This is a genomic window from Enterobacter genomosp. O (genome assembly GCF_001022965.1).
Lineage (GTDB): Bacteria > Pseudomonadota > Gammaproteobacteria > Enterobacterales > Enterobacteriaceae > Enterobacter > Enterobacter cloacae_L.
On record NZ_LECZ01000025.1, the window covers coordinates 228,085 to 240,787 of the forward strand.

General features: G+C 58.5%; 13 protein-coding genes and 1 pseudogene. 10 read left to right on the top strand and 4 right to left on the bottom strand.

Annotation, left to right across the window (positions count from 1 at the left end; genetic code table 11):
• Positions 1–94 precede the first annotated feature (94 nt).
• The 4 genes from ABR39_RS11030 (at position 95) to ABR39_RS11045 (ending at position 3,078) form a co-directional block, all read left to right on the top strand.
• A complete protein-coding gene (locus ABR39_RS11030; RefSeq protein ID WP_047346970.1) occupies positions 95–415 on the top strand; it encodes a metalloregulator ArsR/SmtB family transcription factor in 321 nt (106 codons plus the stop codon).
• Between the two features lie 40 nt (positions 416–455).
• On the top strand, positions 456–1,745 hold the full coding sequence (locus tag ABR39_RS11035; RefSeq protein WP_047346971.1) for an arsenic transporter: 1,290 nt from the start codon (positions 456–458) through the stop codon (positions 1,743–1,745).
• 12 nt (positions 1,746–1,757) lie between these two features.
• Complete coding sequence (gene arsC / locus ABR39_RS11040) at positions 1,758–2,189, top strand: glutaredoxin-dependent arsenate reductase (RefSeq protein ID WP_047346972.1); 432 nt, start codon at positions 1,758–1,760, stop codon at positions 2,187–2,189.
• 118 nt (positions 2,190–2,307) lie between these two features.
• Positions 2,308–3,078: an SDR family NAD(P)-dependent oxidoreductase gene (locus ABR39_RS11045; RefSeq protein WP_047346973.1), complete on the top strand. Its 771-nt coding sequence runs from the start codon at positions 2,308–2,310 to the stop codon at positions 3,076–3,078.
• On the opposite strand, the gene ABR39_RS11050 is transcribed toward ABR39_RS11045, so the two are convergent.
• Positions 3,075–3,620 carry a TetR/AcrR family transcriptional regulator gene (locus tag ABR39_RS11050; protein ID WP_047346974.1) on the bottom strand — a complete coding sequence of 182 codons (546 nt, stop codon included), beginning with the start codon at positions 3,618–3,620 and terminating at the stop codon, positions 3,075–3,077. The two genes, ABR39_RS11045 and ABR39_RS11050, sit on opposite strands and share 4 nt — an antisense overlap.
• An 81-nt stretch (positions 3,621–3,701) precedes the next feature.
• On the opposite strand from ABR39_RS11050, the gene ABR39_RS11055 reads away from it, so the two are divergent.
• A complete protein-coding gene (locus tag ABR39_RS11055; protein WP_047346975.1) occupies positions 3,702–4,916 on the top strand; it encodes an MFS transporter in 1,215 nt (404 codons plus the stop codon).
• The gene (locus ABR39_RS11060; RefSeq protein ID WP_047346976.1) at positions 4,906–5,718 is read left to right on the top strand and encodes a Cof-type HAD-IIB family hydrolase; all 813 of its coding nucleotides are present in this window, start codon (positions 4,906–4,908) and stop codon (positions 5,716–5,718) included. Before ABR39_RS11055 ends, ABR39_RS11060 begins: the two co-directional genes overlap by 11 nt.
• An 88-nt stretch (positions 5,719–5,806) precedes the next feature.
• Here the strand turns inward: ABR39_RS11060 and ABR39_RS11065 are convergent, their stop codons facing one another.
• Positions 5,807–7,039 (bottom strand): MFS transporter, encoded by a 1,233-nt coding sequence (locus ABR39_RS11065; protein WP_047346977.1) that lies wholly within the window; start codon positions 7,037–7,039, stop codon positions 5,807–5,809.
• Positions 7,040–7,207: 168 nt separating this feature from the next.
• Here ABR39_RS11065 and ABR39_RS11070 point away from each other — a divergent pair, with 168 nt between their 5' ends.
• From ABR39_RS11070 to deoR, 3 genes are all read left to right on the top strand, one after another.
• A complete protein-coding gene (locus ABR39_RS11070) occupies positions 7,208–7,936 on the top strand; it encodes a phosphatase PAP2 family protein (RefSeq protein ID WP_047346978.1) in 729 nt (242 codons plus the stop codon).
• 7 nt (positions 7,937–7,943) lie between these two features.
• Positions 7,944–8,552 carry an undecaprenyl-diphosphate phosphatase gene (ybjG, locus tag ABR39_RS11075; RefSeq protein WP_047346979.1) on the top strand — a complete coding sequence of 203 codons (609 nt, stop codon included), beginning with the start codon at positions 7,944–7,946 and terminating at the stop codon, positions 8,550–8,552.
• A gap of 67 nt (positions 8,553–8,619) precedes the next feature.
• The gene (gene deoR, locus ABR39_RS11080) at positions 8,620–9,378 is read left to right on the top strand and encodes a DNA-binding transcriptional repressor DeoR (protein WP_008503427.1); all 759 of its coding nucleotides are present in this window, start codon (positions 8,620–8,622) and stop codon (positions 9,376–9,378) included.
• Between the two features lie 98 nt (positions 9,379–9,476).
• Here the strand turns inward: deoR and dacC are convergent, their stop codons facing one another.
• Positions 9,477–10,682 (bottom strand): serine-type D-Ala-D-Ala carboxypeptidase, encoded by a 1,206-nt coding sequence (gene dacC, locus ABR39_RS11085; RefSeq protein WP_047347379.1) that lies wholly within the window; start codon positions 10,680–10,682, stop codon positions 9,477–9,479.
• A gap of 241 nt (positions 10,683–10,923) precedes the next feature.
• On the opposite strand from dacC, the gene ABR39_RS11090 reads away from it, so the two are divergent.
• Positions 10,924–11,550 carry a glutathione S-transferase family protein gene (locus ABR39_RS11090; RefSeq protein WP_047346980.1) on the top strand — a complete coding sequence of 209 codons (627 nt, stop codon included), beginning with the start codon at positions 10,924–10,926 and terminating at the stop codon, positions 11,548–11,550.
• Here ABR39_RS11090 and ABR39_RS11095 read toward each other — a convergent pair.
• A pseudogene (locus ABR39_RS11095) lies at positions 11,551–12,668 on the bottom strand (PQQ-dependent sugar dehydrogenase). It lies immediately after the preceding gene.
• Between the last annotated feature and the right edge of the window lie 35 nt (positions 12,669–12,703).

Here is a 12,703-nt window from a genome sequence, read left to right on the forward strand (position 1 = left end):
CCTGAAATTCCCCTTCCTCTAATCTCACCTTTTCTCTTGCCACCAAAACACATATGATTAAACATATATAAAAATCACACCCGCAGGAAACCCCATGCTCCACCCGCTCCAGCTATTCAAAACCCTCTCCGACGAAACGCGGCTCGCCATCGTCATGCTGCTCCGCGAAGCCGGTGAGCTGTGCGTCTGCGATCTCTGCTCCGCCACGGCCGAATCTCAGCCGAAAGTCTCCCGCCATATGGCCCTGCTGCGCGAATCCGGGCTGGTTATCGATCGCCGTGAGGGGAAATGGGTCTATTACCGTTTGTCTCCGAACATGCCTGCGTGGGCGGCTACCGTTATCGACACCAGCTGGAACTGCCTGCGGGAAGAGACGCGCCTGAAGCTTAAAAACCGACTTCCGGGCTCGTGCTAAGCACAACACATTCACAAAAACAGATATAACGGAGTAGAAGATGTTTCTGGCAGGGGCTATTTTTCTGTTTACGCTGGTACTGGTCATCTGGCAGCCCAAAGGGCTCAGTATCGGCTGGAGCGCCAGCATCGGCGCCGCGCTGGCGCTGGCGTGTGGCGTGATCCACATTAGCGATATTCCGGTAGTCTGGAATATTGTCTGGAACGCCACGGCGACGTTTATCGCCGTCATTATTATCAGCCTGCTGCTGGATGAGTCCGGTTTTTTCGAGTGGGCAGCGCTGCACGTCGCCCGCTGGGGGAACGGTTGCGGGCGATTGCTGTTTACGTACATCGTGCTGCTGGGCGCAGCCGTGGCGGCGCTGTTTGCCAATGACGGCGCGGCGCTGATCCTGACGCCTATCGTTATCGCCATGCTGCTGGCGCTGGGGTTCAGCAAACAGGCCACGCTGGCGTTTGTGATGGCAGCGGGTTTTATCGCCGATACCGCCAGCCTGCCGCTGATTGTCTCGAACCTGGTCAACATCGTGTCGGCAGATTTCTTTAAGCTGGGGTTCAGCGAATACGCCTCGGTGATGATCCCGGTTGATATCGCCGCGATTGCCGCAACGCTGGTGATGCTGCATCTGTTCTTCCGCAAGGAAACTCCCCCGGAATATGACCTGGCGAAACTCCGCGAGCCCGCTCGGGCCATTAACGACCTCCCGACGTTCAGAACGGGCTGGATCGTGCTGCTGCTTCTTCTCGTCGGCTTCTTCGTGCTTGAACCTCTCGGCATTCCGGTCAGCGCCATTGCGACCGTCGGCGCGCTGATATTGTTTGCCGTCGCAAAACGCGGACATGCGATAAATACAGGAAAAGTGCTGCGCGGCGCACCGTGGCAGATCGTTATCTTCTCGCTGGGGATGTATCTGGTGGTGTACGGCCTGCGCAATGCCGGGCTGACGGAGTATCTCTCCGGCATATTGAATAGCCTGGCCGGACACGGATTGTGGGCCACCACGCTGGGTACCGGGTTCATCACCGCGTTCCTGTCATCCATAATGAACAATATGCCCACGGTGCTGATTGGCGCGCTCTCCATTGATGGCAGCACGGCTACGGGATTGATAAAGGAAGCGATGATTTACGCCAACGTGATTGGCTGCGATCTGGGGCCGAAAATCACGCCCATCGGCAGCCTCGCCACCCTGCTCTGGCTCCACGTGCTGGCGCAGAAAAACATGACGATTACCTGGGGCTACTATTTCCGGACGGGCATCATGATGACGCTGCCGGTCCTGTTTGTGACGCTCGCCGCGCTGGCGCTGCGTCTCTCCTTCACACTGTAATGAGCCACTGATATGAGCCACATCACCATTTATCACAACCCGGCCTGCGGCACCTCGCGCAACACGCTGGAGATGATCCGCAACAGCGGCGCGGAGCCAGAGATCGTTCTTTATCTGGAAACGCCGCCGTCGCGCGATACGCTGACCACACTGATTGCCGATATGGGGATTTCAGTGCGGGATCTGCTGCGTAAAAACGTGGAGCCCTATGAACAGCTCGGTCTTGTCGAAGATAAGTTCACCGACGAGCAGCTTATCGATTTTATGCTTCAGCACCCGATCCTGATTAACCGTCCGATCGTGGTGACGCCGCTGGGCACGCGCCTGTGCCGCCCGTCTGAAGTCGTCCTCGACATCCTGCCGGACGCGCAAAAAGGGGCGTTTACCAAAGAGGATGGCGAAGCCGTGGTGGACGCCAGCGGGAAAAAAATCTCGCAAAAGTAAGCTATTGATAATGGCGCAGTAAGGCTTGCCCGCGGCATATCCCGCCCACCGGCCGGGTTGCATCAGCCGAAACCCGGCACATACTGTTGAGGGTTAGGTCTGGTGAGGGGATGCAGGTATGGGTCTTAAAAATAAAACCGCCGTCATCTTCGGCGGCAGCGGCGCTATCGGCAGCGCAGCGGCGCACGCGCTGGCGCGCGAGGGAGCGGATGTGTACCTCGCCGCGCGCAGCCACGCCAGGCTCGAGCCGGTCGTCGACAGTATTCGCGCCGACGGCGGGTCTGCCAGCACGTTTGTTTTCGATGCGCTCGATGCCTCCGCGCAGCTCCCCGACCTTGCCCGCATTGATATCGTCGTCAACGCCACGGGCTTTATGCACGATCAGGGCAAACGCCTGGAGGCGTTAACGCTCAGCGAATTCCAACAGGGTTTCGATCCTTTCCTGGCAGCATATTTCAACATTGCGAAAGCCGTGTCGCCCCGCATGGGCGGCGAGCATGCCGGAACCATAATTACCGTCGTCGCCCCGGCCGCAAACATGACGATGGCGGGCCACCTCGGGCATATCGTCGGCTGCGCGGGAACGGAAGCCTTGACCCGGGCGCTCGCGGCAGAGCTGGGGACACAAAATATTCGCGTACTCTGCGTGCGTTCTCACGCAATAGCCGACGCGGTGCAGGCGGGTTCGTATGTGGGTGCCATTTTCGCCGCCAAGGCGCAGGCGATGGGCATTACGGTCGAGCAGTTTCTCGGCGGCGCCGCGCAAAGCACCCTGACGCATCGCCTGCCAACGCTGGCGCAGGTGGCAGACACCATTGCGTTTCTGGCGTCAGATGCGGCAGGCGCCATGACGGGAACCACCGTCAATATGACCGCGGGCGCAACCTAGCCCTCGCCCGCAATCCTGCCCACCATGGCACGGATCTCTTCGCGGGTTAAGGGCGCCCGGTCAGTGACGTAGTGCAGCGTCATCCCTTCGATAAACGCATCCAGCGCGCGGGTGGTGGCCGGGTCGAACCACTGCTCCAGCGTGGTCTGGCTCATCTTCATCCAGTCCTGCATCACCGTTTTAAGCGCCGCGCTGCGGTGCATAAAGGCGTAAAGCTGATACATCAGCGCCATGTTGTGCGGCGTGGTCACCTGAGAGCTGTGGATCAGCGTGGTGATGGATTCACACGCCATTTCCGGCCCGGTAACGCCGGCGAAGAAATCCCGGTACTGCTGCGACATCTGGCGGGTAAACCACGTGAAGGCCTCCTCCAGCAGCGGCTCCATGCCGTCGAAATAGTAGGTCATCGACCCCAGCGGCACGCCCGCGCAGGTGGCGATTTTACGATGCGTGACGGCTTGAATACCGTGCTCGGCGATGGTATCGAGCGTTGCCTGCAGGATCTTCTCCCGGCGATGCGGATCGTTCGGTGGTCTGCTCATAAATTCCTCACGTGGTTTATGTACAAATGTACACAAACTTGCTAGTGTTGTCGCTATTGTTGTACTTCTGGTGCTACCCCAATGACGCTGACCTCTCCCCGTAAAGCCCTGCAGCTACGCCTGTGGGCGCTATTTATGTTTTTCTTTATTCCCGGCCTGCTGATGGCCTCCTGGGCCACGCGTACGCCAGCCATTCGCGATATTTTGTCCGTCTCTACCGCTGAGATGGGCATCGTGCTGTTCGGGCTGTCGATAGGCTCGATGAGCGGCATCCTCTGCTCCGCATGGCTGGTGAAGCGCTTCGGTACGCGGGCGGTGATCCGCACCACCATGTGCTTCGCGGTGGTCGGGATGATCGTGCTGAGCGCCGCGCTGTGGTGTGCGTCGCCGCTGCTGTTCGCCCTGGGGCTGACGGTATTTGGCGGCAGCTTCGGCTCGGCGGAAGTTGCCATCAACGTTGAAGGGGCGGCGGTCGAGCGCGAGATGAACAAAACCGTGCTGCCAATGATGCACGGCTTTTATAGCCTCGGCACGCTGGCCGGTGCCGGCGTCGGTATGGCGCTGACGGCCTCTGGCGTGAGCGCCAATCTGCATATCCTGCTGGCGGCGCTGGTGTGCATCATTCCGATTCTGACCGGCATCCGGGCCATCCCGGACGGCACCGGCAAAAACTCCGCTGACGAACAGCATTCGGTCGAAAAAGGGCTGCCCTTCTACCGCGATTTCCAGCTGATGCTGATCGGCGTGGTGGTGCTGGCGATGGCGTTCGCGGAAGGTTCCGCCAACGACTGGCTGCCGCTGCTGATGGTGGACGGCCACGGCTTTAGCCCGACCTCCGGCTCGCTGATTTACGCCGGGTTTACGCTGGGGATGACCGTCGGGCGCTTCACCGGCGGCTGGTTTATCGACCGCTATAGCCGCGTGGCAGTAGTGCGCGCCAGCGCCCTGCTCGGCGGCCTCGGCATCGCGATGATCATCTTTGTGGATGTGGACTGGATTGCCGGCGTCTCGGTGATCCTCTGGGGACTGGGCGCGTCGCTCGGCTTCCCGCTGACCATTTCGGCCGCCAGCGACACCGGCCCGGATGCCCCGACGCGCGTCAGCGTGGTGGCGACCACGGGCTATCTCGCTTTCCTGGTCGGGCCGCCGCTGCTCGGCTTCCTCGGCGAGCACTACGGGCTGCGCAGCGCCATGCTTGTGGTATTAGGGTTGGTCATCATTGCGGCGCTGGTGGCGCGCGCGGTGGCAAAGCCGGAAACGAACCAAACGACACTGGAGAAGGGATATGAGCGTTAAACTGATCGCCGTCGACATGGATGGCACTTTTTTGAGCGACGCCAAGACCTACAACCGCCCGCGCTTTCTGGCGCAGTACGCCCGCATGAAGGCGCAAGGCATTCGCTTCGTGGTTGCCAGCGGCAACCAGTACTACCAGCTCATCTCCTTTTTCCCGGAGATTGCGCATGAAATCGCGTTCGTCGCCGAAAACGGCGGCTGGGTCGTGAGCGAAGGTGAAGACGTCTTTAACGGTGAACTCTCGAAAGCCCACTTCGACACCGTCGCGAACGTGTTAAGCGACGTGCCGGGCATTGAGATCATCGCTTGCGGAAAAAGCAGCGCATACACGCTGAAATGCTATGACGACGGCTTTAAGGATATCGCGGCGAAGTACTACCACCGCCTCGAAATGGTCAGCGGCTTCGACAACCTGAACGATATTTTCTTCAAGTTCGGGCTCAACGTGTCTGACGAGGAAATTCCGCGTATTCAGGCGCTGCTGCATGAAAAGCTGAGTGACATCATGGTGCCCGTCACCACCGGTCACGGCAGTATCGATCTGATCATCCCCGGCGTGCATAAAGCTAACGGCCTGCGGATCCTGCAACAGCGCTGGGGCATAGACGACAGCGAAGTGGTGGCCTTCGGTGACAGCGGCAACGACGTGGAGATGCTGCGCCAGTCCGGGTTCAGCTTTGCGATGGCGAATGCCAGACCGCATATTAAAGCGGTGGCGCGTTTTGAAGCTCCGCACAATAACGACGAAGGCGTACTGGATGTGATTGAGAAGGTGCTGGATGGAGAGGCGCCGTTTAATTGATACCGTGCGGTCTGGTGCCCTCACCCTAACCCTCTCCCACAGGGAGAGGGGACTGTCCCGAGCTCGCCCAGGGGAGAGGGAAGAAAGATTAAGGTTGCAGGGCGTTTCCGACGCGCTTGTCTTTCAGGAACACCACCATCAGGCCAACCCACAGCGCGCCGTTGGCGAGGTTAAACAGGCTGAACAGACCGTTGCCGCCCATCGCGTAGGCATGCTTGCTCACCTCGATACCGACGGTAAAAATCAGCATCTGCAGCATCCCCATCGCCGCTGACACCGTACCTTTACTCATCTCGCTGGCAAACAGCGTCAGGCGCACCAGCCCGGCGTTCGCCACGCCGATCCCGAAGGCGTAGAGGCTGAGCCCCGCCGTCATCCACAGATAGGCGTGGGATGACGCGACGGTCGCCACCGCAGCCAGAATCAGTCCTGCCGCAATCGGCCAGCCGCCCATGATAATCAGTGAACGCACGGTGCGGCGTGACGTCAGACGTGCCAGCACCAGGTTCCCGATAATCAGCGCGCCAAAGATCGGCACCTGCAGCAGGCCGTACTCGTAGCTGCTGAGCTTTTCACCGCTGATGATAATGACCGGTGACTGGGCTATCCATGCCAGCAGCGGCAGGCTAACGAACCCTGTCGCCAGCGCCCCCGCCACAAAGCGGCCATTCTTCAGCACTTCTTTGTAATCCCGACCCAGCTCTTTCAGCGAGAGTTTCTCGCCGATGCGGGTAGCCGTTTCCGGCATCGCGCGGTGCAGGCCAAAGTAGGCGATAGCGGCGAGAACCGCAAAGAGCACGAACATCCCTTCCCAGGGCGCAACGTGCACCCACGCGGCACCCACCAGCGGCCCGAGTAAGGGGGCGATAAGCGCCACGTTCGCCATCAGCGCGGTAATTTTGATACACACCGCCTCTTCAAACGACTCCTGAATGGCGGCATACCCCACGGCACCGATAAAGCACAGGCTCACCCCCTGCAGGAAGCGCAGCAGGGTAAATTGCTCAATGTTTTGCGCCAGCAGCGTGGCGAGACAGGTCACGATGAACCACACCACGCCCGTCAGCATCACCGGACGACGGCCAATACGATCCGACAGCGGGCCTAACAGCCACTGCAAAAACATGCCACCTGCCAGATAGGCGGTCATGGAGGTCGGTACCCACTCGATTCCCGCGTTGTACTGCGCCACAACGGTCAGCATACCGGGCTGGATCATATCGTTGCCGATATAGGTAGAGAATTCGTAGAGCACCAGACACAGAGGGAAAAGCAACGCCTGACGACCCAGACGTGAACCAGAAGAAGAACGGTTTAACATGCAATCTCTTTATAATGACAAAATCGCGACGAGTGTAATGAAATGCCGCAGCCCGAGATAGTGAATTATCGAGGATAAACAGAAATAAAGCACATATCGTCTTCGTTTAAGGTTTCCTTAAGTTGACAGATTTATGATACCCCGATTACTCGTCAACGACCCCTAATTATGGCACTCACCTCCAGCCGTTCAGAATTGTCTAACTTACAGACAAATAAGACAAAACGACTTTACCGCTTACCGTCCCGCTTTTATGGTTATCAGCTTTTCGTGCTGATAGCGCTTGCCGTGGTGTTTACGTGGCTATCGCGCGATGAAGCGCTCGACAGATGGATAACCGGCTTTTGGTACGACGCGGCGACGCAGAGCTTCCCGCTGCAGAAAGACCACCTGCTGGATCTGCTGAACCATCGCCTGGCGAAATACGTCGCCATCGCCTTGGGTGCCGTGGCGCTGTTTTACGGTGCATACAAGCGTAACGCCAGGCTGGTCACCGCGGCGCTGCTGATGGGCGTTGGCGCGCTGGTGGTGGGCATATTGAAAAGCGTGAGCCATCACAGCTGCCCGTGGGATCTGGTGGAATATGGCGGGAAAGCTATGTCTTATCCCCTGTTCAGTTCCGCCCCTGCAGACAGCGGTCCGGGGCGCTGTTTCCCCGGCGGTCATGCCTCCAGCGGCTTTATGGTGATGGGGCTGTTTTTTGCCTTCTGGCGCGAGCGTCCGCGTCTTGCCTGGTGCTTCGTCGCGCTGGGCGTGGTGTTAGGTCTGGCGATGGGTTACGGCCAGGTCATGCGCGGGGCACATTTTTTCTCTCACAACCTGTGGGCTGGGTGGTGGGTCTGGTTTTCCCAGGTGGTGGTTTATGGCCTTATTTCCACCCGGTTTGCTAAAGAGTGATAACGCTATGTTAGAGAGTCTGAATTATCAGCTGTTTTATCTGATCAACGCCACCCCGGCCTCGCCCGAGTGGACAATCGACTTTGCCATCTTTCTGGCGAAAGATCTGATCAGCATCGTGCCTGTGCTGGCAGCCATCCTCTGGCTGTGGGGTCCCCGTAGCCAGGTGAAAGCGCAGCGCCAGCTGGTGATCAAAGTGGCGATGGCGCTCGGAGTTAGCGTACTGCTGAGCTACATTCTGGGTCACGCCTTCCCGCACGATCGTCCTTTTGTCGATCACGTCGGCTATACCTTCCTGCACCATGCGCCGGATGACTCTTTCCCGAGCGATCACGGTACGGTGATCTTTACCTTCGCGCTGGCCTTCCTGTTCTGGCATCGCCTGTGGTCGGGTGCGGTGCTGATGATGGTCGCCGTGGCCATCGCCTGGTCTCGCGTTTACCTGGGCGTCCACTGGCCGCTGGATATGGTGGGCGGTTTCCTGGTGGGGCTGATTGGCTGCGTGAGCGCGGCGATTCTGTGGAGTCTCTTTGGTGAAGCGCTCTACCGCGGGCTCTCTACCCTCTATCGCGCCATTTTCGCTATCCCGATCCGCAAAGGCTGGATACGTGACTAACCCCGACCTGACGGGTTACACTTGAACCCCCGCCCTGCGGGGGTTCACTTTTTTATCCCGAGGAACTATGGAAACACGTCGCGATGACCGCATTGCTCAGCTGCTACAGGCGCTGAAGCGCAGCGATAAGCTGCATCTTAAGGAAGCCGCCAACCTCCTCGGCGTCTCAGAGATGACCATTCGTCGGGATCTGAACAGCGAAAGCGCGCCCGTCGTGCTGCTGGGCGGGTATATTGTGCTTGAACCGCGCAGCGCCAGCCATTATCTGATCAGCGACCAGAAGACGCGCCTGGTTGAAGAGAAGCGCAAAGCCGCACGGCTTGCGGCTTCGCTGGTACAGCCGCACCAGACCCTGTTTTTTGACTGCGGTACCACCACGCCGTGGATTATCGAAGCCATCGACAGCAGCATTCCCTTTACCGCCGTGTGCTACTCCCTGAACACCTTTCTGGCGCTTCAGGAGAAACCCGAGTGCCGGGTGATCCTCTGCGGCGGTGAGTTTCACGCCAGCAACGCGATCTTTAAGCCGCTTAACCTGCAGGACACGCTCAGCAATCTCTGCCCGGATATCGCGTTTTATTCCGCTGCGGGCGTGAACGTGCGTCAGGGCGCGACCTGCTTTAACCTGGAAGAGCTGCCGGTGAAGCACTGGGCGCTAAGCGCAGCGCAGTACCATGTGCTGGTGGTTGACCACAGCAAGTTTGGCAAGGTGCGTTCGGCGAGAATGGGTGAACTGGCGCAGTTTGACGCCATTGTGAGCGATTGCCGTCCGGATGACGAGATCGTGGCGCATGCGAAGGCGCAGCAGGTGAAGTTGATGTATTAAGTGGGGTGCGGTCTGATGCCCTCACCCCGGCCCTCTCCCACAGGGAGAGGGCGAAAAACGTAGGCCGGGTAAGGCGAAGCCGCCACCCGGCAAAAAACTCAGCTGAACCAGCTGCCAAACCAACCGTGGAATTTCACCATCACGAAGTCCCACATCCGGCTGAAGAAGCCGCCCTCTTCTACCGCTTCCATCACAATCAGCGGACGCTGTTCAATCGACTTACCGTTAAGCTGGAAATCAATCGTCCCGACCACCTGGCCTTTTTTCAGCGGCGCGGTGAGCTGCGGATCGGTCAGGGTGTAGCTGGCCTTCAGGTTTTTCAGCTGGCCGCGCGGAATGGTCACCGAGCCCGCTTCACCCGCCCCCAGATTCACTTCGCTCTTGTCACCAAACCAGACGCGCTGGCTGACGAACGTGGCATCCGGTTTAATTGGCGTCACGGTTTCATAGAAGCGGAATCCCCAGGTCAGAAGTTTTTCTGATTCGTTAAAACGGATGCGGTCGGTTTTGGTCCCCAGCACCACCGAGATCAGGCGCATATCGCCCTGCGTCGCGGAGGCCACCAGGTTGTAACCCGCGCCGGCCGTGGTGCCGGTTTTCATCCCGTCCACGTTAACGTTGCTGCTCCACAGCAGGCGGTTGCGGTTCGGCTGGCGGATTTTATTGAAGGTAAACTCTTTCTCTTTGTGGATGGCGTATTCATCCGGCACGTCGTGAATAAGCGCTTTCCCCAGCAGCGCCATGTCGCGCGCGGTGCTGAACTGGCCCGGCGCATCCAGGCCGTGAACGGTTTTAAAGGTGGTGTTGGTCAGGCCCAGCTTTTGCGCGTAGCCATTCATCAGACCGATAAATGAATCCTGACTGCCCGCGACGTAATCCGCCAGCGCGATACAGGCATCGTTGCCGGACTGGATAATCACCCCTTTATTCAAATCCGATACGGAAACCTGATCGCCCGGCTTCAGGAACATTACCGATGACCCGCGCAGCGCGGGGTTGCCGGTCGCCCAGGCGTCCTTCCCGATGGTAACCATATCGTCAAGCTTGATCTTGCCTGCTTTTAACGCCTGGCCTACCACATAGCTGGTCATGATTTTGGTCAGGCTTGCCGGGTCGAGTTTCTCATCCGCGTTGCCTTCCGCCAGCACTTTACCGCTGGAGTAGTCCATCAGGATCCAGGCGCGCGCATCCACAGGTGGCGCTTCTGGCGCAGCCTGCTCAGCTGCATAGAGAGTTGGTGCAAACAGGAAAAGGAGCGCAGAACCTGCCGCCAGGCTGCGCAGAGAAGTCATTTTTCGCGTCATAAATGCCACCCGAGTGTCCATTCAAAAATTACGTCACATCACCGTGTCGCAAGAAGCGATGAGTAATAGCGCACTAAAACGGTTAAAGAAACCCAACCAGGGTAAAGTTATTAAAGTTTATGCAATAACATTCAGATACGCTTTGATTAAGACGTTTTTTTTGTCTTCTGTTGCGTAATTGTTAGGTTTATCTCACCATGGCGAAAAGCTGATTCGGATTCACATCTCATCTGGAGTAAATATGATTACGCTGTGGGGCAGGAATAATTCGACCAACGTTAAGAAAGTGCTCTGGACGCTGGAAGAGCTGGATTTACCGTTCAATCAAATCATGGCAGGCATGTCGTTTGGCGTGAATAAAGAGGCCGACTATCTGGCCATGAACCCGAACGGCCTGGTGCCGCTACTGCGCGATGATGAAACAGACGCCACGCTTTGGGAATCCAACACCATTGTTCGTTACCTGGCCGCCCAGTACGGGCAGGGTCGTCTGTGGGTCGAAAACCCGGCCCGCCGCGCCCAGGGCGAAAAGTGGATGGACTGGGCAAACCAGACGCTTTCCCCTACCCACCGCGTGATCCTGATGGGGCTTATCCGCACGCCGGAAGCCGAACGTGACTATCCCGCTATTCATGCCGCGCAGGATGCCTGCGAAAATCTGTTTGCGATGATGGATGACGAGCTGGCGAAGCACGCCTGGTTCTCCGGTGACGCGTTCGGCACAGGCGATATCGCCGTGGCGCCGTTCGTCTGGAACCTGACCAACATGGGCCTGAAGTGGACGCCGCGCCCTCATCTTGAGCGCTGGCTTAAACAGCTGAGCGAGCGCCCGGCGTACCGTAACGTCGTGATGATCCCGGTAACCTGATTACGCGCCGGACGGGCTGACTTTCAACAGCTGCCCGTCCGTCTCATCCGTCAGGACGTACAGATACCCATCCGACCCCACCCGCACATCGCGAATACGTTGATCCCGGTCGCCCAGAATTCGCCCGTCCTCCGTCACCTTGTTACCCTCCACGCTCAGCACGATCACGTTCTTCTCCTTCAGCGCGCCGATAAAAAGCTTGTTTTTCCACTGCGGGAAGACGTCGCTGTTGTAAAACGCCATGCCGCTTACGGCCGGTGAGACCTTCCAGACGAACAGCGGTTTTTCGGTTCCCTCAACGTGCTCGCCTTTGGCTTCCGGAATTTTCAGCCCGCTGTAGTTAATGCCGTGCGTCGCCAGCGGCCAGCCGTAGTTTTTCCCTTTCTCCGGAATATTAATCTCATCCCCGCCGCGCGGGCCGTGCTCGTTCAGCCACAGCGTGTCGCTCCAGGGGTTCATCGCCATCCCCTGCGGGTTGCGAATACCGTAGGACCAGATTTCAGGCCGCGCGCCGGGAGTATGCACAAAGGGGTTATCCGGCGGCACTTTGCCGTCTTCGGTGAGGCGCACCACTTTGCCCTGTAATTTGTCCAGGTCCTGCGCCGTGGGCCGCTGGTTGTTCTCGCCGAGTCCGATAAAGAGAGAGCCTTTGCCGTCGAACACCAGTCGCCCACCAAAATGGTTACCGGTAGAGAGTTTCGGCATCTGGCGGAACACCACCTGGAAGGCTTCAATGCGCGTAAAGTCGTCGCTTAACCGGCCATAGCCACCGCCGTGCCGGCTTTGCCGTCATTCCCTGCTTCGGCGTAGCTGAGCCAGATGCGGCGCGATTGTTTAAAATCCGGCGCGAGGACCACGTCCAGCAATCCTCCCTGGCCGTTTGCCCAGACCTTCGGTACCCCGACAATCGGATCGGAAAGCCCTTTTCCGGCCTGCCAGCGCTTGAGCTGACCGCCCTTCAGGGTGACCAGCAGCCCTTGGTTGTCCGGCAGGAACGCCAGGGACCAGGGGTGATCGAGTCTGTTTTGCAGCACCTCGACCCTGACCGCCTCAGGCGCAGCAAGCAGCGAAAAGGGAAATAACAACGCGGGCAGGAAAATCAGCGAGGATCGATGCATAACGCGCTCCTTTATCGGCATATGGCATAAAGGTT

Excerpts from the sequence above, each read along its gene's own strand:
- ABR39_RS11055 (WP_047346975.1), top strand. The coding sequence starts at position 3,702 with ATGACGCTGACCTCTCCCCGTAAAGCCCTGCAGCTACGCCTGTGGGCG.
- dacC (WP_047347379.1), bottom strand. The coding sequence starts at position 10,682 with ATGACGCGAAAAATGACTTCTCTGCGCAGCCTGGCGGCAGGTTCTGCG.
- ABR39_RS11045 (WP_047346973.1), top strand. The coding sequence starts at position 2,308 with ATGGGTCTTAAAAATAAAACCGCCGTCATCTTCGGCGGCAGCGGCGCT.
- ABR39_RS11030 (WP_047346970.1), top strand. The coding sequence starts at position 95 with ATGCTCCACCCGCTCCAGCTATTCAAAACCCTCTCCGACGAAACGCGG.
- ybjG (WP_047346979.1), top strand. The coding sequence starts at position 7,944 with ATGTTAGAGAGTCTGAATTATCAGCTGTTTTATCTGATCAACGCCACC.
- arsC (WP_047346972.1), top strand. The coding sequence starts at position 1,758 with ATGAGCCACATCACCATTTATCACAACCCGGCCTGCGGCACCTCGCGC.
- ABR39_RS11065 (WP_047346977.1), bottom strand. The coding sequence starts at position 7,039 with ATGTTAAACCGTTCTTCTTCTGGTTCACGTCTGGGTCGTCAGGCGTTG.
- ABR39_RS11090 (WP_047346980.1), top strand. The coding sequence starts at position 10,924 with ATGATTACGCTGTGGGGCAGGAATAATTCGACCAACGTTAAGAAAGTG.
- ABR39_RS11035 (WP_047346971.1), top strand. The coding sequence starts at position 456 with ATGTTTCTGGCAGGGGCTATTTTTCTGTTTACGCTGGTACTGGTCATC.
- ABR39_RS11070 (WP_047346978.1), top strand. The coding sequence starts at position 7,208 with ATGGCACTCACCTCCAGCCGTTCAGAATTGTCTAACTTACAGACAAAT.
- ABR39_RS11060 (WP_047346976.1), top strand. The coding sequence starts at position 4,906 with ATGAGCGTTAAACTGATCGCCGTCGACATGGATGGCACTTTTTTGAGC.
- deoR (WP_008503427.1), top strand. The coding sequence starts at position 8,620 with ATGGAAACACGTCGCGATGACCGCATTGCTCAGCTGCTACAGGCGCTG.
- ABR39_RS11050 (WP_047346974.1), bottom strand. The coding sequence starts at position 3,620 with ATGAGCAGACCACCGAACGATCCGCATCGCCGGGAGAAGATCCTGCAG.